At 58.4% G+C, this 20,842-nt stretch carries 11 protein-coding genes, 2 tRNA genes and 1 other RNA gene; 8 read left to right on the top strand and 6 right to left on the bottom strand.

Features of this window, described 5'->3' with window-relative positions:
- The first annotated feature begins 8 nt into the window (after window positions 1-8).
- The 3 genes from nirB to ACOTZD_RS00540 all read left to right on the top strand — a co-directional run bounded on the left by nirB (window position 9) and on the right by ACOTZD_RS00540 (window position 8,062).
- A complete protein-coding gene (nirB, locus tag ACOTZD_RS00550) occupies window positions 9-3,995 on the top strand; it encodes a nitrite reductase large subunit NirB (protein ID WP_137048243.1) in 3,987 nt (1,328 codons plus the stop codon).
- Window positions 3,992-6,469 carry a nitrate reductase gene (locus ACOTZD_RS00545; RefSeq protein WP_137048246.1) on the top strand — a complete coding sequence of 826 codons (2,478 nt, stop codon included), beginning with the start codon at window positions 3,992-3,994 and terminating at the stop codon, window positions 6,467-6,469. Before nirB ends, ACOTZD_RS00545 begins: the two co-directional genes overlap by 4 nt.
- Window positions 6,470-6,643: 174 nt before the next feature.
- Window positions 6,644-8,062 carry a YchO/YchP family invasin gene (locus ACOTZD_RS00540; RefSeq protein WP_045351009.1) on the top strand — a complete coding sequence of 473 codons (1,419 nt, stop codon included), beginning with the start codon at window positions 6,644-6,646 and terminating at the stop codon, window positions 8,060-8,062.
- A 1-nt stretch (window position 8,063) separates the two neighbouring features.
- Here the strand turns inward: ACOTZD_RS00540 and narL are convergent, their stop codons facing one another.
- Window positions 8,064-8,714 carry a two-component system response regulator NarL gene (gene narL, locus ACOTZD_RS00535; RefSeq protein ID WP_003856701.1) on the bottom strand — a complete coding sequence of 217 codons (651 nt, stop codon included), beginning with the start codon at window positions 8,712-8,714 and terminating at the stop codon, window positions 8,064-8,066.
- On the bottom strand, window positions 8,707-10,503 hold the full coding sequence (gene narX / locus ACOTZD_RS00530; protein ID WP_003856703.1) for a nitrate/nitrite two-component system sensor histidine kinase NarX: 1,797 nt from the start codon (window positions 10,501-10,503) through the stop codon (window positions 8,707-8,709). Before narX ends, narL begins: the two co-directional genes overlap by 8 nt.
- 309 nt (window positions 10,504-10,812) lie before the next feature.
- Here narX and ACOTZD_RS00525 point away from each other — a divergent pair, with 309 nt between their 5' ends.
- From ACOTZD_RS00525 to narI, 5 genes are all read left to right on the top strand, one after another.
- On the top strand, window positions 10,813-12,210 hold the full coding sequence (locus tag ACOTZD_RS00525; protein ID WP_003856705.1) for a NarK family nitrate/nitrite MFS transporter: 1,398 nt from the start codon (window positions 10,813-10,815) through the stop codon (window positions 12,208-12,210).
- 381 nt (window positions 12,211-12,591) lie between these two features.
- Entirely contained in the window at window positions 12,592-16,335 is a 3,744-nt protein-coding gene (locus ACOTZD_RS00520; protein ID WP_022651367.1) for a nitrate reductase subunit alpha, read from the top strand.
- The gene (narH, locus tag ACOTZD_RS00515; RefSeq protein WP_017384243.1) at window positions 16,332-17,867 is read left to right on the top strand and encodes a nitrate reductase subunit beta; all 1,536 of its coding nucleotides are present in this window, start codon (window positions 16,332-16,334) and stop codon (window positions 17,865-17,867) included. Before ACOTZD_RS00520 ends, narH begins: the two co-directional genes overlap by 4 nt.
- Window positions 17,864-18,574 carry a nitrate reductase molybdenum cofactor assembly chaperone gene (gene narJ, locus ACOTZD_RS00510; RefSeq protein WP_022651366.1) on the top strand — a complete coding sequence of 237 codons (711 nt, stop codon included), beginning with the start codon at window positions 17,864-17,866 and terminating at the stop codon, window positions 18,572-18,574. The genes narH and narJ overlap by 4 nt, the downstream gene beginning before the upstream one ends.
- The gene (narI, locus tag ACOTZD_RS00505) at window positions 18,574-19,251 is read left to right on the top strand and encodes a respiratory nitrate reductase subunit gamma (protein ID WP_003856712.1); all 678 of its coding nucleotides are present in this window, start codon (window positions 18,574-18,576) and stop codon (window positions 19,249-19,251) included. The genes narJ and narI overlap by 1 nt, the downstream gene beginning before the upstream one ends.
- Before the next feature lie 211 nt (window positions 19,252-19,462).
- Here narI and ACOTZD_RS00500 read toward each other — a convergent pair.
- The 4 genes from ACOTZD_RS00500 to purU form a co-directional block, all read right to left on the bottom strand.
- Window positions 19,463-19,593: non-coding RNA, RtT sRNA (locus ACOTZD_RS00500), on the bottom strand.
- A 45-nt stretch (window positions 19,594-19,638) separates the two neighbouring features.
- Window positions 19,639-19,723, bottom strand: a tRNA-Tyr gene (locus ACOTZD_RS00495).
- A 34-nt stretch (window positions 19,724-19,757) separates the two neighbouring features.
- Window positions 19,758-19,842, bottom strand: a tRNA-Tyr gene (locus ACOTZD_RS00490).
- A gap of 157 nt (window positions 19,843-19,999) precedes the next feature.
- Window positions 20,000-20,842 carry a formyltetrahydrofolate deformylase gene (gene purU / locus ACOTZD_RS00485; protein WP_003856715.1) on the bottom strand — a complete coding sequence of 281 codons (843 nt, stop codon included), beginning with the start codon at window positions 20,840-20,842 and terminating at the stop codon, window positions 20,000-20,002.

Here is a 20,842-nt window from a genome sequence, read left to right as displayed (position 1 = left end):
GGGGCACGATGCGACTGGTCATTATCGGTAATGGTATGGCGGCAACCCGGCTGATTGCGTCGCTCACCGGGCGTGTTCCCGGTCGTTTCGCTGTCACCGTCATCGGTGACGAGCCGGAGCAGGCATACAACCGCATCCAGCTTTCGCCAGTGCTGGGTGGCGAAAAGCAGGCGGAGCACATCTGTCTGCACGATGAAGACTGGTACACGGCACGAGGCGTGACGGTGCTGCGAGGAGAAACGGCGCTCGCAGTAGACGTCAACGCGCGTGAAGTGCATACCTCTGCTCGCACGCTGGGCTGGGATGCGCTGGTGTTTGCTACCGGTTCTACCCCTGTTGTGCCGCCGATCCCCGGCGGCGATGCGCCGCATGTGTTCACCTTTCGCACCCTGGCAGAAACCCGCGCCATCCAGAATATCTCCGGGCCGGCGGTAGTGCTGGGCGGCGGCGTACTCGGCGTGGAGGCAGCGGCAGCGCTGGCGCGCAAGGGTGACAACGTCACGCTCGTGCATCGCGGTCCGTGGCTGATGGAACAGCAGCTGGATCAGCAGGCGGGACTGTTGCTGGAAGAGGCGCTGGCGGCGCGGGGCGTTAGCTGTGAACTCGCCTCCGGCATCACCGCCATCGCTGACGATGCCGTGACGTTGCTCGACGGACGCCGCATTGCCGCCACGCGCGTGGTGCTGGCAACCGGCGTGCAGCCCAACGTTGCGCTGGCAAATGCCAGCGGCATTCGCTGCGCGCGCGGCATCGTGGTGGATCAGGAGATGCAAACCTCCGTGCCGGGTATCTACGCCATCGGCGAGTGCTGCGAAATTGACGGCCAGACGTTTGGCCTGGTGGCCCCCTGTCTGGCGCAGGCGGATATTCTTGCCGCGCGGCTGGCCGGGGAGGTCACCGCGCCGTTTACCCTGACCGACAACGGTGTGCGCCTTAAGGTGACCGGCGTGGATCTGTTCAGCCTCGGGCGCGCGACGGCGCAGGCGGACGATGTGGTCTGGAGTTCATGGGATCCGCTGACCCGTCACTATCGACGTTTACTGATCCATCAGGAGGCGCTGGCTGGCGTGCTGCTGCTGGGTGACTGCCGCAGCGCGGCAACCTTTACCGATTTACTGGCAACGGCTGCGCCCGCCCACGCGGACTGGCTGTTCGATCGTTTCACAACGCAACCGCAGGTTGCAGGACAGAACGCTATGACAAAACCTACTCTGGTGGTGGTTGGGCACGGTATGGTCGGCCATCATTTCCTCGAAGACTGCGTTAACCGCAATTTGCATCAGCAGTATCAGATTATTGTTTTTGGCGAAGAGCGCTATGCCGCCTATGACCGCGTGCATCTGTCGGAATATTTTGGCGGACGCAGCGCGGACTCGCTCTCGCTGGTGGCGGGGGAGTTCTTTGCCGATAACGGCATTGAGCTGCGCCTCTCCCAGCAGATCGTTGCTATCGATCGTGATGCACACGTAGTGCGTACCGCCAGTGGCCATGAGACTCACTGGGACAAGCTGGTGCTGGCGACCGGCTCGTACCCGTTCGTACCACCCGTTCCGGGCAACGATCTGCCGGGTTGTTTTGTCTACCGCACCCTCGACGATCTGGACAACATTGCGGCCCATGCGGCAGGCTCTCGCCGCGGTGTGGTGATTGGCGGCGGCCTGCTGGGGCTGGAGGCGGCGAATGCGCTTAAGCAGCTCGGGCTGGAAACTCACGTGGTGGAGTTTGCGCCGAACCTGATGGCGGTGCAGCTCGACAGCGACGGCGCGGCAATGCTGCGCAAGAAAATTGAGGCGCTGGGCGTAGGGGTACACACCAGTAAATCGACGACGGAGATTGCCACCGCAGACGACGGGCTGGTGCTGCGCTTTGCCGATGGTGAACAGCTGGAAACGGACATGGTGGTCTTCTCTGCCGGTATTCGTCCGCAGGACGCGCTGGCGCGCAGCAGCGGGCTGGTTATCGGCGAGCGCGGCGGGATCTGTATTGACGACGGCTGCCGGACTTCCGATCCGGACGTGCTTGCCATCGGCGAATGCGCGCTGTGGGAGGGAAAAATCTTTGGCCTGGTGGCCCCGGGCTACCAGATGGCGCGCGTGGCCGCCGCTGTGCTGGCGGGTGAGGAGAAGCGCTTCACCGGCGCGGATATGAGTACCAAACTCAAGTTGCTGGGCGTGGATGTGGCGTCGTTTGGCGATGCCCATGGGCGCACGCCGGGCGCGCTGAGCTACCAGTGGATGCACGGGCCGCAGCAAATCTACAAAAAAATTGTGGTCAGCCACGACAGCAAAACCCTGCTGGGTGGCGTGCTGGTGGGCGATGCCAGCGAATACGCCACGCTGGTGCAGATGATGCTCAACGGCATCAGCCTGCCAAAAGAGCCGGAAACGCTGATCTTACCCGCGTCGTCAGGCAGCGCGCCGAAAGCGCTGGGCGTGGCGGCGCTGCCGGAAAGCGCGCAGATCTGTTCGTGTCATAACGTCAGCAAAGGGGATATCTGCCAGGCGGTAAGCGCGGGCGCAACGGATATCGGCGCCATTAAGCAGTGCACCAAAGCGGCGACCGGCTGCGGAGGCTGTAGCGCGCTGGTGAAGCAGGTGATGGAGTTCCAGCTTGCGGAGCAGGGCGTGGAGGTGAAGAAAGATATCTGCGAACACTTCCCGTACTCGCGTCAGGAGATTTACCACCTGGTGCGCGTCAACCATATCCGCACCTTCGACCAGCTTATCAGCCGCTACGGTCAGGGGCACGGGTGCGAGATCTGTAAGCCGCTGGTGGGATCGGTATTGGCTTCCTGCTGGAACGAGTATCTGCTGAAACCGGCGCATCTGCCGTTGCAGGACACCAACGACCGCTTTTTCGCCAATATTCAGAAGGACGGAACGTACTCCATCGTCCCGCGGATGCCTGCGGGTGAAGTGACCGCCGACGGGCTGATCGCCATCGGCCAGATCGCGAAACGCTATAGCCTTTACAGCAAAATTACCGGCGGGCAGCGTATTGACCTGTTTGGCGCCACGCTCGAACAGTTGCCGGAAATCTGGCAGGCGCTGGTGGAGGCCGGGTTTGAGACCGGACATGCCTACGGGAAATCTCTGCGCACGGTGAAATCCTGCGTCGGGTCGACCTGGTGCCGCTACGGCGTGCAGGATTCCACCGGCCTCGCGGTCAGGCTGGAGCACCGCTACAAGGGCCTGCGCGCGCCGCACAAAATCAAAATGGCGGTCTCCGGCTGTACCCGTGAGTGCGCAGAGGCGCAGAGCAAAGACGTGGGGGTGATTGCCACGGACAAAGGCTGGAACCTCTATCTGTGCGGCAACGGCGGGATGAAGCCGCGCCACGCGGACCTCTTCGCCAGCGATCTGGACGACGAAACGCTGATCCGCACCGTTGACCGTTTCCTGATGTTCTACATTCGCACGGCAGATCGTCTGCAACGTACCAGTACCTGGATGGATAACCTGGAAGGCGGCCTCGACTATCTGCGCGAGGTGATCCTCAACGACAGCCTGGGGATCGCCCACGAGCTGGAGCAGGAGATGGCCCGGGTGGTGGAGACCTACCAGTGCGAATGGCAAACCACCCTCAACGATCCTGATCGCCTGGCGCTGTTCCGCACTGCGGTGAACGTCCCCGCCGCGGAGGAGAACAAGCGCTGGCAGGAAATTTGTAATATCGATGAGATCCCGGAGCAGGCGGGCATCGGTGCGCATCTTGGGCGCAAACCGATTGCGCTGTTCCGCTTTGGCAAAAACGTTTATGCCCTCGACGATCGGGAGCCGGGTAGCCGCGCGAACGTGCTTTCACGCGGCATCCTCGGCGATGCGGCGGGGGAACCGGTGGTGATCTCGCCGCTCTACAAGCAACGTATTCGTCTGCGCGACGGCTGTCAGGTGGAGAATGGCGAACCCGTGGTGCGCGCCTGGCCGGTAAAAATTGAAAACGGCAAGGTATGGGTTGGAAATGAAGAGCTGGTGATGCGTGCGGAGGCCTCATGACCGAAACCCGGACAACGTGCCCTTACTGCGGGGTGGGCTGCGGCGTGGTCGCCAGCGCAGACGGTGATAAGGTGAGCATTCGGGGGGATGAAACTCATCCGGCGAATTTCGGTCGTCTGTGTGTAAAAGGATCTGCCCTCGGGGAAACCACGGGGTTGCAGGGACGCCTGCTGCGCCCGGTGGTCGATGGCCGGGAGGTGGCATGGCCGCAGGCGCTGGGCGAAGCGGGCGAGCGGTTACGGAACATCATCAACGAATGGGGGCCGCAGGCGGTGGCGTTTTATGCCTCCGGCCAGCTGTTGACCGAGGATTACTATGCCGCCAACAAGCTGATGAAAGGCTTTATCGGGGCGGCGAACATTGATACCAACTCGCGGCTGTGCATGTCATCGGCGGTGGTGGGCTACAAACGCGCCTTCGGTGAAGACGTGGTGCCGTGCAGCTACGAGGACGTGGAAAACAGCGATCTGGTGGTACTCGTTGGCTCAAACGCGGCCTGGACGCATCCGGTGCTGTATCAGCGGCTGGTGCAGGCAAAGCACAACAATCCGCAGATGAAAGTGGTCGTGATCGATCCGCGTAAAACCGCCACCTGCGATATCGCCGATCTCCACCTCGCGCTCAGACCCGGCAGCGACGCCGGGCTGTTTGTGGGGTTGCTCAATCTGATTCAGGGGCGGGGCGAGTGGCCGATCCCTCGCGTGGCGGCGTTTTGCGATCTGCCTTCAGACGAGATTGGCACCTTCTACGACTGGTTTATCACCGCGCCACGCGCGATCACGCTCTACACCATGGGGATCAACCAGTCCTCCACCGGCAGCGACAAGTGTAACGCCATCATTAACGTGCATCTTGCCAGCGGGAAGTTCAACCGTCCTGGCTGCGGCCCGTTTTCGCTGACCGGACAGCCAAATGCCATGGGCGGGCGGGAAGTGGGCGGGCTGGCGAATCAGCTGGCGGCGCACATGAACTTCGAGCCGGACGATCTTTCGCGCGTGGCGCGTTTCTGGGGAACGGAACGGCTGGCGCAGACCCCGGGCCTGATGGCGGTGGAATTGTTTGACGCCATTGCGCGCGGCGAGGTGAAGGCGGTGTGGATCATGGGCACCAACCCTGCCGTGTCGCTTCCCGACAGCCACGCGGTGTGTCAGGCTCTGGCAGCCTGCCCGCTGGTCATGGTATCTGAGGTGATGCAGGAGACGGACACCAGCCGGTTTGCCCATATCCGTTTTCCCGCCCTGGGCTGGGGCGAGAAAAACGGCACGGTGACCAATTCTGAACGCCGTATCTCCCGCCAGCGTGCCTTTCTGCCTGCGCCGGGCGAGGCCAGACCGGACTGGTGGATAATCGCCCGGATGGCAGACCAGCTCGGTTATGGCGATGCCTTCGCCTGGGAACACCCTCAGGAGATATTTTGTGAACATGCGGCGCTGACGGCGTTTGAAAATAACGGCGAACGGGCGCTAAACCTGCGCGAACTGGCGTCGCTGTCGCGAGAGGCGTGGGACGCGCTGGCGCCTTATCAGTGGCATGCCGGTGATTTCCCGCAAAGAAATCTTGTACCGGTTGATCCTTCCTCGCATGGGGCAGGCGTCGACGAATTGTACCCCTTGATACTGAATACCGGGCGGATCCGCGATCAGTGGCACACCATGACGCGCACGGGGTATGTTCCGCGCCTGATGCAGCATATTGATGAGCCTTTTGTTGAGATGAACGCAACCGATGCGGCGCGCGCTGGGCTGACTGACGGCCAGCTGGCGCGGATAAGCTCCCCGCGCGGGGTGATGGTTGCCAGAGTACGTATCTCCACCGCGCAGCGTGCGGGCGAGCTGTTTGCGCCGATGCACTGGAACGCGCAATTTGCACGGCAGGGGAAGGTCAATGCGTTGGTAGAAGGGCGGATTGATGCCGGTTCCGGCCAGCCGGAGAGTAAACAAACCGCGGTGAGGATCATGCCCTGGCTACCGGCCTGGCAGGGTGAACTGTATGCCCGCGAGCTGCCAGCGCTGCCGCCGTCGGTCTGCTGGTGGCGTAAAGCCTCACGTCTGACGGTGGCGGGGGAGCAGCCGTTGCTGTCGTGGGTCAGGGCGTACGCCAGCGGTCGGGGCTGGCAGTTACAGGTGGCACAGACGGGAGAACGCAGCAGCGTGCTCGCCTGGCATCACGGCGAGCTGATGCTGGGCTACTGGGAGGGCCATACGCTGCCGGCGCTGGCGCATGCGTTTATTGAAGAAGCCTTTGCTGCTGCACCCGTACAACTCGCTGAACGCCATGCGCTGCTGCACGGACAACGGCCGGGCGAAGATGCCGATCCCGGGCGAATTATCTGTAGCTGCTTCAGCGTGGGTGAAAATACGATACGTAAGGCGATAGCCGGAGGCTGTGATTCTGCCGCAGCGCTGGGCGTGAAGCTGCGCTGCGGCACGAACTGCGGCTCCTGCGTGCCGGAGCTGAAAGCGCTGTTGGGATAATAGTGCAAGGGCGTCGGTTGGCGGCTTCGCACCGGTACGAATTTGTAGGTCGGGTAAGGCGAAGCCGCCACCCGACAAATCTTTTCAGGATATTCCTGAAATTTCTGTTAAGACTGGTTTTCAGGGCTTATGGCGTTAACATAATAAGTGTTTGTTCATAAACACAGGTTCTGATTGACGACGTTGAAGGCTGTATCGTCCCGCATCCGTTTTTTGCTGTTACTCTCCCTTTTTACGGCTGGAGCCGTTCACGGTGCGCCGAAATCCTTCGTGCAGCAGGCGCAGAATCCGTTTGATAATAACGGCGATAGCCTGCCGGATCTCGGTATGGCGCAACCGACCACCGAAGGCGAAAAGCATCTGGCTGAAATGGCAAAGGCCTTCGGTGAAGCCAGTATGACCGATAACGGCCTGACGGCCGGGCAGCAGGCGCGACAGTTCGCGTTTGGCAAAGTGCGGGATGCCGTCAGTGGGGAAGTCAACGAGCAGATTGAATCCTGGCTTTCACCCTGGGGAAACGCCAGCGTCAATGTACTGGTGGATGACGACGGCAACTTTAACGGCAGCAGCGGTAGCTGGTTTATCCCCTGGAACGACAACACCCGTTATCTGAGCTGGAGCCAGCTTGGCCTGACGCAGCAGACAGATGGGCTGGTGAGCAATGTCGGGATCGGGCAGCGCTGGGTTGCCGGAAACTGGCTGCTGGGCTACAACACCTTTTACGACAACCTGCTGGAAGACAACCTGCAACGTGCCGGGCTGGGCGCAGAGGCGTGGGGTGAAAACCTGCGCCTGTCGGCCAATTACTACCAGCCGTTCGCTGGCTGGCAGCCGCGTTCCGACATCCGCGAGCAGCGCATGGCGCGCGGGTACGACGTAACGGCCAAAGCCTGGCTTCCCTGGTTTCATCACCTGAACACCAGCGTCAGCTTTGAACAGTATTTTGGCGATAACGTCGATCTGTTTAACAGCGGTACGGGATATCACAATCCGGTTGCGGTCAACCTGGGGCTGAACTATACCCCCGTTCCGCTGGTCACCCTGACGGCTGCCCATAAGCAGGGGGAGAGCGGCGTTAGCCAGAATAACCTCGGGCTGAAGCTCAACTATCGCTTTGGCGTGCCGCTGGCGAAACAGCTTTCCGCCGGGGAAGTGGCGGCGACGCGCTCGCTGCGGGGCAGCCGCTATGATTCACCTGAGCGCGATAATCTGCCCGTGATGGAATTCCGTCAGCGCAAAACCCTCTCGGTATATCTGGCCACGCCGCCGTGGGATCTTAAGCCAGGCGAAACCGTGATGCTGAAGCTGCAAATTCGCAGCAAGCACGGTATCCGGCAGATCCACTGGCTGGGTGATACCCAGGCGCTCAGCCTGACCTCACCGGCAAACGGCAACAGCAGCGATGGCTGGAGTGTGATCATGCCTGCATGGGATGATTCAGAAGGGGCGAAAAACGCATGGCGGCTAACGGCCGTGGTGGAAGATAAGGATGGGCAGCGTGTCTCCTCCAATGAGATCACGCTTTCCGTGGTGCAACCGCTCGTCGCAATGCCTGCCGACGATCCACGGTGGAAGTTGCTGCCGGATGAGTAAGTTAAAAAATGCGCTCCTGATGCACCCAGACGGCGGCTTCGACGCGGGATTTTAACTTCATTTTTTTCAGCATGTGTTTGACATGCACTTTGACCGTGCTCTCGGTGATGTCCAGACGGCGGGCGATCATTTTGTTCGGCAGCCCCTGGGCAATCAGCTTCAGAATGTCACGCTCGCGCGGGGTCAACTGGCTGACGTCGCGATCAGACGTGGCGCGGTTAGCACGCAGGCTGGCGGCCAGTACCGGCGTTAACGCTTCACTCAGCACCATCTCGCCTGCGGCAGCCTGTTGCAGCGCCTTGAGCAGATCTTCCGGCTCCATATCTTTCAGCAGATAGCCGTCTGCCCCTCGCTTGAGGGCGGTGACCACGTCTTCTTCATGGTTTGAGACGCTGAAGACCACCACCCGGCCAGAGAGGGATTTCTCCCGCAGCTTGTCGAGGGTTTCCAGGCCATTCATGCCCGGCATGTTGAGATCGAGCAAGATCAAATCAGGATCGAGCGATTCGGCAAGTTCAATACCCTGTTCGCCGTTGCTGGCTTCCCCGACGACGGTGATATCTGGCGCCATGCTGACAAGCTGTTTAACGCCAGTGCGCAGCATCGGATGATCGTCAATCAACAGGATAGATGCCGGTTCCTGATTAGTCATGGTTTTCTCCTTGAGCAGTTATGAGGGGCTTTTCGGGTATAAAGGTGACCACTACTTCGGTGCCACCTGACTCTCCCCGGCGAACCTGGCAATCACCGCGCAGGCTTTGCGCGCGGTCTCGCATGATAATTAAACCATAATGGTTCGTTCGTTCGGCATTTTCCGGCACGCCGCGGCCGTTATCCTGAACCCTGAGCTTCACCTGATTATCCTGGCAGCTGACGGTGACCGTAACGGCCGTCGCCTCGGCATGCTTGAGCACGTTGCTCAGGGCTTCACGGGCAATTTGCAGCAAATGGATCGCCTGGTGAGAGGGGACAAAACGCGGTGGCAGCTGGTAATCCAGCTTCACCGGGAAGCCCAGCCGGGCACTAAACTCCTGACAGCTGGACTCCAGCGCAGGGCGCAGCCCCGGCTCGGTGAGCTGCAAACGGAAGGTGGTCAGCAGCTCGCGAAGCTGAACCCACGAGGTGTTAAGCTCGTTGCGGATCTGGCTGAGCAGCTGTTTGCTGCTCTCGGGCATGCCTTCGTCCTGCATTTGCAGGCAGCTCACCTGCATCTTCATGCAGGAGAGGGACTGGGCGATGGAGTCGTGCAGCTCGCGGGCGATGGTGGCACGCTCCTCCATCACGATCAGCTGCTGCTGTTTCTCCTGGTGGCGGTCGAGCGCCAGCGTGGCCGTGAGCTGCTCAACAAGCGTATCGACCAGCTGCTGCTGGTCGTGGCTCAGGTGACGTCCGGCGGGCAGGGTGGCCAGCAAAATACCGTACTGGGTATGGCTGTCCATCAGCCGCCACTTGAGGGTCGTGCCGCTGGTGGTAAGCGGCGGCAAGCCGCGCGGGCACAGATGACACCCTTTATCGTCGCAGGAGATGTCCGACTGACAGGTAAATTCCTGATGGTTTTCCTCATCTTCAACGTCGTAAACCCGAAGCTCAAGATCGCGGAGCAGAGTCAGGTTTTGCAGGCCGTTCAGTACTGGCGAGAGACGTTCGCAAAGCGGTACCTGCATATGCAGGCGACGGTTCGCCTGCCAGAGGAAAGAGAGGATCTCGTTTTTTTGCTCAAGCCCGGCGGTTTTCTCCTGGACGCGTTGTTCCAGTACCGCGTAGCTCTCTGATAGCTCTGCCGACATGGTATTGAGCGCCTCGCCAAGCATCGCCATTTCGTTGCGCCCGCTGATGTGCGTGCGCTGGGTAAAATCGCGCTGTGTGACGGCGCGGGCCATCGCCAGGAGCTGTTTCCAGGGGTTAAGCAACCGCGCGCGCAGCCAGATAACCGTGAAAATCAGCAGCAAACCCATAAACAGCGCCATTGCGCGGTGAACCATCACCACACGGTCAATGCGTAACTCTGTGGTGCGATCGAATGAGGAGACAAGATGATCGATGCGTGACACAAACCCGGCGACATCCTGGGCGACCGTTTCCCGGTCTTCCGCCCGCTTTAAGCCGGGCTCCAGCTGGGTATGCCAGTAGCCCTGAAGCGCCTTAAGCTGAGATTGCTGACCGTCACGGATGGCGGCTCTTTCCAGTTCAGGGCTGAATGCGGTACGCTCCATTTCGTCGATAAGCGGTTGGTCAGCCTGCGTCAGCGGCACCGACGCCAGTAGCCGGTAACTCTGCATACGTAGCGAGCCTGCCTCGTTGATGGCATGCGCGTTACCCTGTACACCCTGTACCAGCCAGCCAGAAATAGCCATGCCGGTCACACCGATAGCGGTGGACAGCAGAACAATAAGCGCCAGCTGGTTAACCAGCGTCAGCGGAGATAAACATCTTTTTAACATAGAGTTGCCGGGCTCCTGACGTGACCTGATTGCAGGAATGGCGCTATTCTGGTGCATACCCTGGAGTATACCCATACCAATAAAGGATTACCTCTAAATTGCCAGAGAGGTAACGGTTAGTGGGTGGACGAAGCAGGGATGCCTCAGCACCGTGAAAAACCACACCTTTTTTACGTTTTGCATCTACTCATTAAGAGTGATGGCTTTTTTTTTGCCGCAAAACCTCCCACTTTTCCTTTGATTTATATCAACTTACCGCCGCTCTAAAGCCCTAATGTTTGCAGCATCATTCGAGAATCAGAGGTGTCTATGAGTCACTCTTCCGCTCCCGAAAGGGAAACTGGTGCCGTTATTACAGACTGGCGTCCAGAGGATCCGGCGTTCTGGCAACAGCGCGGCCACCGTGTAGCAAGTCGTAATCTGTGGATTTCCGTTCCATGTCTGTTACTGGCGTTTTGCGTCTGGATGTTGTTCAGTGCGGTTGCGGTTAACCTGCCAAAAGTGGGCTTTACCTTTACCACCGACCAGCTGTTTATGTTGACCGCGTTGCCGTCGCTTTCAGGCGCACTGCTGCGCGTTCCTTATGCGTTTATGGTGCCGGTCTTTGGTGGTCGTCGCTGGACGGCTTTCAGTACCGGGATCATGATCATACCGTGCGTGTGGCTCGGTTTTGCGGTGCAGGATACCTCCACACCGTTTAGCGTGTTCGTGATTATCTCTCTGCTGTGCGGTTTTGCGGGGGCGAACTTTGCGTCCAGTATGGCAAACATCAGCTTCTTCTTCCCGAAAGCGAAGCAGGGTGGCGCGCTGGGCATTAACGGCGGCCTGGGTAACATGGGCGTGAGCGTGATGCAGCTGATTGCCCCGCTGGCGATCTCTGTCTCCATCTTTGCGGCCTTTGGCGGCGGCGGTGTGACGCAGCCCGACGGTTCCGTGCTGTTCCTGCAAAACGCCTCCTGGATTTGGGTACCGTTCCTGGTGGTCTTTACCCTGGCGGCGTGGTTCTTCATGAACGATCTGTCCGCGTCCAAAGCGTCATTGAGCGAGCAGCTGCCGGTTCTGAAGCGTGGCCACCTGTGGGTGATGGCGCTGCTGTATCTGGCGACCTTCGGCTCGTTCATCGGTTTCTCCGCAGGCTTTGCCATGCTGTCTAAAACCCAGTTCCCGGACGTGCAGATCCTTCAGTTTGCCTTCTTCGGTCCGTTTATCGGCGCGCTGGCACGTTCGCTGGGCGGGATGATCTCCGACCGTCTGGGCGGGACGCGCGTTACGCTGGTGAACTTTGTTGTAATGGCCATCTTCTGTGCGCTGCTGTTCCTGACGCTGCCTGCGGGTGGTGAGGGGGGTAACTTCTTTGCCTTCTTCGGCGTCTTCATGGTGCTGTTCCTGACCGCCGGGCTGGGCAGTGCGTCTACTTTCCAGATGATCTCTGTCATCTTCCGCAAGCTGACCATGGACCGCGTGAAAGCGCAGGGTGGGAGCGACGAGCAGGCAATGCGTGAAGCCGCCACCGATACCGCTGCGGCGCTTGGGTTTATCTCTGCGATAGGCGCGATTGGCGGCTTCTTTATTCCAAAAGCGTTCGGTATCTCACTGGATCTGACCGGCTCACCGGCGGGTGCGATGAAAGTATTCCTCGTCTTCTATATCGCCTGCGTGGTCATCACCTGGCTGGTATATGGCCGTAATACCAAGAAAAACAAGTAAGCTTGATTATCCGTTTGCGCGGCCTGAGTGCCGCGCTTTTTTTAATCGCTGAATAGTTACAACATACTAATGGCGTTACCCGTGGTCACCCGCAGGTAACGCTGTGATCGCCATCGCTTTACAGGTGTTTCTACCCCTTAATACCTAAGATGTTAAATTTTGCCTCGCTTATTGTACGATATATAAAATATATCTATATAAATCACAAGGTTAAGAAATATTAACGACTACCGCTTTGGTGGTATTTGATCTAATACCCCCCCTCAGAGTCCCCCTTCGTCTTGATCGTTATCAATTCTCACCATCTTTCATAGCGTTACCTTCGCTGCAAATCAGCAATGTCGATTTAGAGAGCCACAGGCTCCACACAGGAGATACCCGATGAGCAAATTTTTGGACCGGTTTCGCTACTTCAAACAGAAGGGTGAAACTTTTGCCGATGGGCACGGCCAGGTTCTGGATACCAACCGGGACTGGGAAGACGGTTACCGTCAACGCTGGCAGCATGACAAAGTTGTCCGTTCTACCCACGGCGTAAACTGCACTGGCTCATGTAGCTGGAAGATTTTCGTTAAAAACGGTCTGGTGACCTGGGAAATGCAGCAGACCGATTATCCGCGTACCCGTCCGGATATGCCGAACCACGAGCCGCGTGGCTGCCCGCGTGGGGCCAGCTACTCCTGGTATCTCTACAGCGCAAACCGACTGAAATACCCGCTGATGCGTAAACGCCTGATGAAAATGTGGCGTGAAGCGAAAGTGCAGCACAGCGATCCGGTTGATGCCTGGGCCTCCATCATTGAAGATGCCGACAAAGCGAAAAGCTTCAAGCAGGCGCGTGGTCGCGGTGGTTTCGTTCGCTCTTCCTGGAAAGAGGTGAACGAGCTGATTGCGGCTTCCAACGTCTACACCGTGAAAACTTACGGTCCTGACCGTGTGGCAGGCTTCTCGCCAATCCCGGCGATGTCGATGGTCTCTTACGCCTCCGGCGCGCGCTACCTGTCACTCATCGGCGGAACCTGCCTGAGCTTCTACGACTGGTACTGCGACCTGCCGCCAGCGTCGCCACAGACCTGGGGCGAGCAGACCGACGTGCCGGAGTCCGCTGACTGGTACAACTCCAGCTACATCATCGCCTGGGGCTCTAACGTTCCGCAGACCCGTACCCCGGATGCGCACTTCTTTACCGAAGTACGTTACAAAGGGACCAAAACCGTTGCCGTGACCCCGGACTACGCCGAAATCGCCAAGCTGTGCGACCTGTGGCTGGCGCCGAAACAGGGTACCGATGCCGCCATGGCGCTGGCGATGGGCCACGTAATGTTGCGTGAATTCCACCTCGACAAGCCAAGCCAGTATTTCACCGATTACGTGCGTCGCTACACCGACATGCCAATGCTGGTGATGCTCGAAGAGCGTGACGGCTATTACGCCGCAGGCCGTATGCTGCGTGCCGCTGATCTGGTGGACGCGCTGGGTCAGGAAAACAACCCGGAGTGGAAAACGGTCGCCTGCAACAGCAACGGCGAGCTGGTGGCGCCAAACGGCTCTATCGGCTTCCGCTGGGGCGAAAAAGGCAAATGGAACCTGGAGCAGCGTAACGGCACCACGGGTGAAGAGACGGAACTTCGTCTCAGCATGCTGGGCAGCCAGGATGAGATCGCCGATGTCGGCTTCCCGTACTTTGGTAATGAAGGTTCCGAGCACTTCAACAAGGTTGAGCTGCAAAACGTTCTGATGCACAAACTGCCGGTTAAGCGCCTGCAACTGGCGGACGGTTCTACTGCTCTGGTCACTACCGTCTACGATCTGACCATGGCGAACTACGGCCTGGAGCGCGGCCTGAACGATGAAAACTGCGCGACCAGCTATGATGACGTGAAGGCTTATACCCCGGCCTGGGCGGAGCAGATCACCGGCGTGCCACGCGCGCAGATCACCCGTATCGCGCGTGAATTTGCGGAAAACGCCGACAAAACCCACGGTCGCTCCATGATCATCGTCGGTGCCGGTCTGAACCACTGGTATCACCTCGATATGAACTATCGCGGCCTGATCAACATGCTGATCTTCTGCGGCTGCGTCGGGCAGAGCGGCGGCGGCTGGGCGCACTACGTGGGCCAGGAAAAACTGCGTCCGCAGACCGGCTGGCAGCCGCTGGCGTTTGCCCTTGACTGGCAGCGTCCGGCCCGTCACATGAACAGCACCTCCTACTTCTATAACCACTCCAGCCAGTGGCGCTACGAGACGGTTACCGCCCAGGAACTGCTGTCGCCGATGGCGGATAAATCCCGCTACAGCGGCCACCTGATTGACTTCAACGTGCGCGCTGAGCGTATGGGCTGGCTGCCGTCTGCGCCGCAGCTGGGCACGAACCCGCTGCGCATTGCGGAAGCGGCGAAGAAAGCGGGCATGTCACCGGTTGACTACACCGTTAAATCCCTCAAAGACGGCTCAATCCGCTTCGCGGCAGAACAGCCGGAGAACGGTAAAAACCATCCGCGTAACCTGTTCATCTGGCGCTCTAACCTGCTGGGTTCGTCCGGTAAAGGCCATGAATACATGCTGAAATACCTGCTCGGTACCGAAAACGGTATTCAGGGTAAAGATCTCGGCAAGCAGGGCGGCGTGAAGCCAGAAGAAGTTGAATGGAAAGACAACGGTCTGGACGGCAAGCTGGATCTGGTGGTAACGCTGGACTTCCGTCTGTCCAGTACCTGCCTGTACTCCGATATCGTGCTGCCTACCGCCACCTGGTACGAAAAAGACGACATGAATACGTCGGATATGCATCCGTTTATTCATCCGCTGTCTGCGGCCGTTGACCCGGCATGGGAATCAAAAAGCGACTGGGAAATCTACAAAGACATCGCGAAGAAATTCTCCGAAGTCTGTGTAGGGCACCTGGGCAAAGAGACCGACGTGGTGACGCTGCCAATCCAGCACGACTCCGCTGCCGAACTGGCGCAACCGCTGGACGTGAAGGACTGGAAAAAAGGCGAGTGCGACCTGATCCCAGGCGTAACCGCGCCGCACATTATTCCGGTTGAACGTGATTACCCGGCAACGTACGAGCGCTTTACCTCTATCGGCCCGCTGATGGAAAAAATCGGTAACGGCGGGAAAGGGATCGCCTGGAACACCCAGAGTGAAATGGACCTGCTGCGCAAGCTCAATTACACCAAAGCGGACGGCCCGGCGAAAGGCCAGCCGATGCTGAACACGGCGATTGATGCGGCGGAAATGATCCTGACCCTGGCCCCGGAAACCAACGGCCACGTGGCGGTGAAAGCCTGGGCGGCCCTGAGCGAGTTTACCGGTCGTGACCATACGCACCTGGCGAAGAATAAAGAGGAAGAGAAAATCCGCTTCCGCGATATTCAGGCCCAGCCGCGCAAGATTATCTCCAGCCCGACCTGGTCTGGCCTCGAAGATGAACATGTGTCCTATAACGCCGGATACACCAACGTTCACGAGTTGATCCCATGGCGCACGCTTTCTGGCCGTCAGTCTCTGTATCAGGACCACCAGTGGATGCGTGACTTCGGTGAAAGCTTGCTTGTGTACCGTCCGCCAATCGATACCCGCTCCGTGAAAGCGGTGATGGGTGCGAAATCAAACGGTAACCCTGAGAAGGCGCTGAACTTCCTGACGCCGCACCAGAAGTGGGGTATCCACTCCACCTATAGCGACAACCTGCTGATGCTGACCCTGTCGCGCGGGGGGCCAATCGTCTGGATGAGCGAAGCGGACGCCAAAGATCTGGGTATCGAAGATAACGACTGGATTGAAGTGTTCAACAGCAACGGTGCCCTGACGGCACGTGCGGTGGTGAGCCAGCGCGTACCGGCCGGGATGACCATGATGTACCACGCGCAGGAACGTATCGTTAACCTGCCGGGGTCTGAGATCACCGAACAGCGCGGCGGTATTCACAACTCCGTGACCCGTATTACGCCGAAGCCGACCCACATGATCGGTGGTTATGCCCAGCTGGCCTACGGCTTTAACTACTACGGTACCGTAGGATCGAACCGCGATGAGTTCGTGGTGGTACGTAAGATGAAGAATATTAACTGGTTAGATGGCGAAGGTAATGACCAGGTACAGGAGAGCGTAAAATGAAAATTCGTTCACAAGTCGGCATGGTGCTGAATCTGGATAAATGCATCGGCTGTCATACCTGCTCAGTCACCTGTAAAAACGTCTGGACCAGCCGTGAAGGTATGGAGTACGCCTGGTTCAACAACGTGGAAAGTAAGCCGGGCACCGGCTTCCCGACCGACTGGGAAAACCAGGAGAAATGGAAGGGGGGCTGGATCCGTAAAATCAACGGCAAACTGCAACCGCGCATGGGTAACCGTGCCATGCTGCTGGGTAAAATCTTCGCTAACCCGCATCTGCCGGGCATCGATGATTACTACGAGCCATTTGATTACGACTACCAGAACCTGCACAACGCGCCGGAAAGCAAACACCAGCCGATCGCCCGTCCTCGCTCGCTGATCACCGGCCAGCGCATGGACAAAATTACCAGCGGTCCAAACTGGGAAGAGATTCTGGGCGGCGAGTTCGAAAAACGCGCCAAAGACCAGAACTTCGAGAACATGCAGAAGGCGATGTACGGCCAGTTCGAAAACACCTTCATGATGTACCTGCCGCGCCTGTGCGAACACTGCCTTAACCCGGCGTGCGTGGCGACCTGCCCAAGCGGCGCCATCTACAAGCGTGAAGAAGATGGCATTGTGCTGATCGACCAGGACAAGTGCCGCGGCTGGCGTATGTGCATCACCGGCTGCCCGTACAAAAAAATCTACTTCAACTGGAAGAGCGGTAAGTCTGAGAAGTGCATCTTCTGCTACCCGCGTATCGAAGCCGGTATGCCGACTGTCTGCTCAGAGAGCTGCGTAGGTCGTATCCGCTACCTCGGCGTGCTGCTGTACGACGCGGACGCGATTGAAAATGCCGCAAGCACCGAGAACGAGAAAGATCTGTATCAGCGTCAACTGGATGTCTTCCTCGATCCAAACGATCCGAAGGTTATTGAGCAGGCGCTTAAAGACGGTATTCCGCAGAGCGTGATTGACGCCGCACAGCAGTCTCCGGTGTACAAAATGGCGATGGACTGGAAGCTGGCCCTGCCGCTGCACCCGGAATACCGCACGCTGCCGATGGTCTGGTACGTGCCGCCGCTGTCTCCGATTCAGTCTGCGGCGGATGCGGGTGAACTGGGCAGCAACGGCATTCTGCCGGACGTGGAAAGCCTGCGTATCCCGGTTCAGTATCTGGCCAACCTGCTCACCGCCGGGGATACCCAGCCGGTACTGCTGGCGCTGAAACGTATGCTGGCGATGCGTCACTTCAAACGTGCGGAAACCGTTGACGGCGTGAACGATACCCGCGCGCTGGAAGAGGTTGGTCTGACCGAAGCGCAGGCGCAGGAGATGTACCGCTATCTGGCAATCGCTAACTACGAAGATCGTTTCGTGGTGCCGAGCAGCCACCGTGAACTGGCTCGCGAGGCCTTCCCGGAGAAAAGTGGGTGTGGCTTTACCTTTGGCGACGGTTGCCACGGGTCAGACAGCAAATTCAACCTGTTCAACAGCCGCCGCATCGACGCGATGGATGTGACCAGCAAAACGGAGCCGCACCAATGATTGAACTCGTCATTGTTTCGCGTCTGCTCGAGTACCCTGATGCTGCGCTTGTGCAGCATCAACAGGAACTCTTTGATGCACTCGCGTCATCTGAAAACCTGGATAAAGAGGATGCCCAGAAGCTGGGCGTTTTCCTCCGCGATCTGCTGGCGCGCGATCTTCTTGATGCGCAGGCGGACTACAGCCAGCTGTTTGACCGGGGTCGTGCCACGTCTCTGCTGTTGTTCGAACACGTTCACGGTGAATCCCGCGACCGTGGTCAGGCGATGGTGGATCTGATGGCCCAGTACGAGCAGCACGGTTTGCAACTCGACAGCCGCGAGCTGCCGGATCACCTGCCGCTGTATCTGGAATATCTGGCGCAGTTGCCGAAAGAGGAAGCGCTGGGCGGGTTGCAGGATATTGCTCCCATTCTGGCGTTGCTCGGCGCGCGTCTCCAGCAACGTGAGAGCAGCTATGCAGTCCTGTTTGATCTGCTGGTGAAACTGGCTAACGCCTCGGTTGACAGTCAAAAAGTGGCGGAAAAAATCGCGGATGAAGCCCGGGACGATACCCCACAAGCACTGGATGCCGTCTGGGAAGAAGAGCAGGTGAAATTCTTTGCTGACCAGAGCTGTGGCGAATCTGAAATCTCCGCGCATCAGCGTCGTTTTGCCGGAGCGGTGGCTCCGCAATATTTGAATATCTCTAACGGAGGACAGCACTAATGCACTTCCTGAATATGTTCTTCTTTGACATTTACCCGTATATCGCGGGCACCGTATTCCTGGTGGGAAGCTGGCTGCGTTATGACTATGGCCAGTACACCTGGCGTGCTGCCTCCAGCCAGATGCTGGATCGTAAAGGGATGAACCTGGCGTCAAACCTGTTCCACATCGGGATTTTGGGGATTTTCGCCGGTCACTTCCTGGGGATGCTGACCCCGCACTGGATGTACGAAGCGTGGCTGCCGATTGACGTGAAGCAGAAGATGGCGATGCTCGCCGGTGGCGCCTGCGGCGTGATGACCCTGGTGGGTGGTCTGTTGCTGCTGAAACGCCGTCTGTTCAGCCCACGCGTGCGGGCTACCACGACCGGAGCGGACATCCTTATACTCTCCCTGCTGATGGTGCAGTGTGCGCTGGGTCTGCTGACCATTCCATTCTCTGCGCAGCATATGGACGGCAGCGAGATGATGAAGCTGGTGGGATGGGCGCAGTCTGTCGTGACCTTCCGCGGGGGCGCCTCTGAGCATCTGGACGGCGTGGCGTTCATCTTCCGCGTTCACCTGGTGTTGGGTATGACCCTGTTTGTGCTGTTCCCGTTCTCTCGCCTGGTGCACATCTGGAGTGCGCCGGTGGAGTACCTGACGCGCAAATATCAGGTTGTGCGTGCCCGTCGCTGATTCGCTGTATTAATACAACCCCGCATATGCGGGGTTTTTTTTGTCCCCGATCCAGGGTTTCGTGCGGATGCCGGGTGGCGGCTGCGCCTTACCCGGCCTACAGAATTCACTATGCTCGAATCGAACCCTGGTCGAAGCTTCTTATCCTTCCCCGCATGGGAGAACCATGGGGCATTGTGCTTTGAGAGAGTGCTGTAGCATCTAGAAGTGATGGTGGTGGGGGAAGGATTACTCAGCGCTTCGCGCTTCGCCCTTCGGGTCGTTGCCTGCGGCAACGCTTTCTCGCTACGCTCGAATCGAACCTTGGTCGAAGCTTCTCATCCTTCCCCGCACTGAAGAACCATGGGGCATTGTGCTTTGAGAGAGTGCTGTAGCATCTGGAAGTGATGGTGGTGGGGGAAGGATTCGAACCTTCGAAGTCGATGACGGCAGATTTACAGTCTGCTCCCTTTGGCCGCTCGGGAACCCCACCAGGGGTAATTCATATTTTGAGGTAAAGCTGGAGATGGTGGTGGGGGAAGGATTCGAACCTTCGAAGTCGATGACGGCAGATTTACAGTCTGCTCCCTTTGGCCGCTCGGGAACCCCACCACGGGGTAATGCTTTTAACTGGCCTGCTTCCTGTTGGAAGCGGGGCGCATCATATCAAATGAGACGCCCCTGTAAAGCATTCCTTTAGGAAAATGAAGCTGTTTGCCTGCTTTTTATCCGCAAAGGCGTAAAGCTAATCAATTCATTTTCCGAGGGATTAAAGAATAATCGTTCTGTTGCCGTACACAAAGACGCGCTGGGCAAGTACCTGATACAGCGCACGGCTTAGTACGTTCTTCTCAACGTCACGGCCAGCACGCATCATATCTTCTGCCGTGTAGGTGTGATCCACGTGAATCACGTCCTGCATGATGATTGGGCCTTCATCCAGATTATCATTCACGTAGTGCGCGGTTGCGCCAATGATCTTCACCCCACGCTCGTATGCCTGGTGATACGGACGCGCGCCAATAAAGGCTGGCAGGAAGGAGTGGTGGATGTTGATAATCTTGTTCGGGAAGCGCGCCACGAAGGATGGCGTCAGCACGCGCATATATTTCGCCAGCACCACGTAGTCCGGGTTATGCGCTTCAATCGCAGCAGCCATCAGGTTGTCGTGCTCTTCACGGGTATGGCCTTCGTGACTGACCAGCTCAAACGGAATGTCGAAACGTTCTACCAGCGTACGCAGCGTCTCGTGGTTGCCAATGACGGCGGCAATTTCGACGTCCAGGCCACCGTAGTTGGCTTTCATCAGCAGATCGCCCAGGCAGTGCGCCTCTTTGGTGACCAGAATGACAATACGGCGACGGCCCGCCGGGTTCAGCTCGCGCACCGAGCCTTCCGGCAGGGCGCTGTCCAGATCGGCAAGCAGGGTTGTGTCGTTGAAAATGCCTTCCAGTTCGGTACGCATAAAGAAGCGACCGGTACGGTGGTCAACGAACTCGTTGTTCTGCACGATATTCAGTTCATGCTTGTAGCAAATGTTGGTAATTCGTGCGATCAGCCCTTTTTGATCGGGACAGATAGTGCGCAGAACTTTACGTTGTAATGATTGCAT

It is taken from the genome of Enterobacter cloacae complex sp. SHL022 (assembly GCF_049237785.1).
In the GTDB taxonomy this organism is placed as follows: domain Bacteria; phylum Pseudomonadota; class Gammaproteobacteria; order Enterobacterales; family Enterobacteriaceae; genus Enterobacter; species Enterobacter hormaechei_C.
The sequence above is the reverse complement of the archived record's forward strand: the minus strand, read 5'-3'. Positions and strand labels throughout refer to the sequence as shown.

Bases quoted from the DNA above. Each gene is read 5' to 3' on its own strand.
- ACOTZD_RS00520 (WP_022651367.1), top strand. From the start codon at position 12,592: ATGAGCAAATTTTTGGACCGGTTTCGCTACTTCAAACAGAAGGGTGAA.
- narI (WP_003856712.1), top strand. From the start codon at position 18,574: ATGCACTTCCTGAATATGTTCTTCTTTGACATTTACCCGTATATCGCG.
- purU (WP_003856715.1), bottom strand. From the start codon at position 20,842: ATGCAATCATTACAACGTAAAGTTCTGCGCACTATCTGTCCCGATCAA.
- narH (WP_017384243.1), top strand. From the start codon at position 16,332: ATGAAAATTCGTTCACAAGTCGGCATGGTGCTGAATCTGGATAAATGC.
- narX (WP_003856703.1), bottom strand. From the start codon at position 10,503: ATGTTAAAAAGATGTTTATCTCCGCTGACGCTGGTTAACCAGCTGGCG.
- narJ (WP_022651366.1), top strand. From the start codon at position 17,864: ATGATTGAACTCGTCATTGTTTCGCGTCTGCTCGAGTACCCTGATGCT.
- narL (WP_003856701.1), bottom strand. From the start codon at position 8,714: ATGACTAATCAGGAACCGGCATCTATCCTGTTGATTGACGATCATCCG.
- nirB (WP_137048243.1), top strand. From the start codon at position 9: ATGCGACTGGTCATTATCGGTAATGGTATGGCGGCAACCCGGCTGATT.
- ACOTZD_RS00545 (WP_137048246.1), top strand. From the start codon at position 3,992: ATGACCGAAACCCGGACAACGTGCCCTTACTGCGGGGTGGGCTGCGGC.
- ACOTZD_RS00525 (WP_003856705.1), top strand. From the start codon at position 10,813: ATGAGTCACTCTTCCGCTCCCGAAAGGGAAACTGGTGCCGTTATTACA.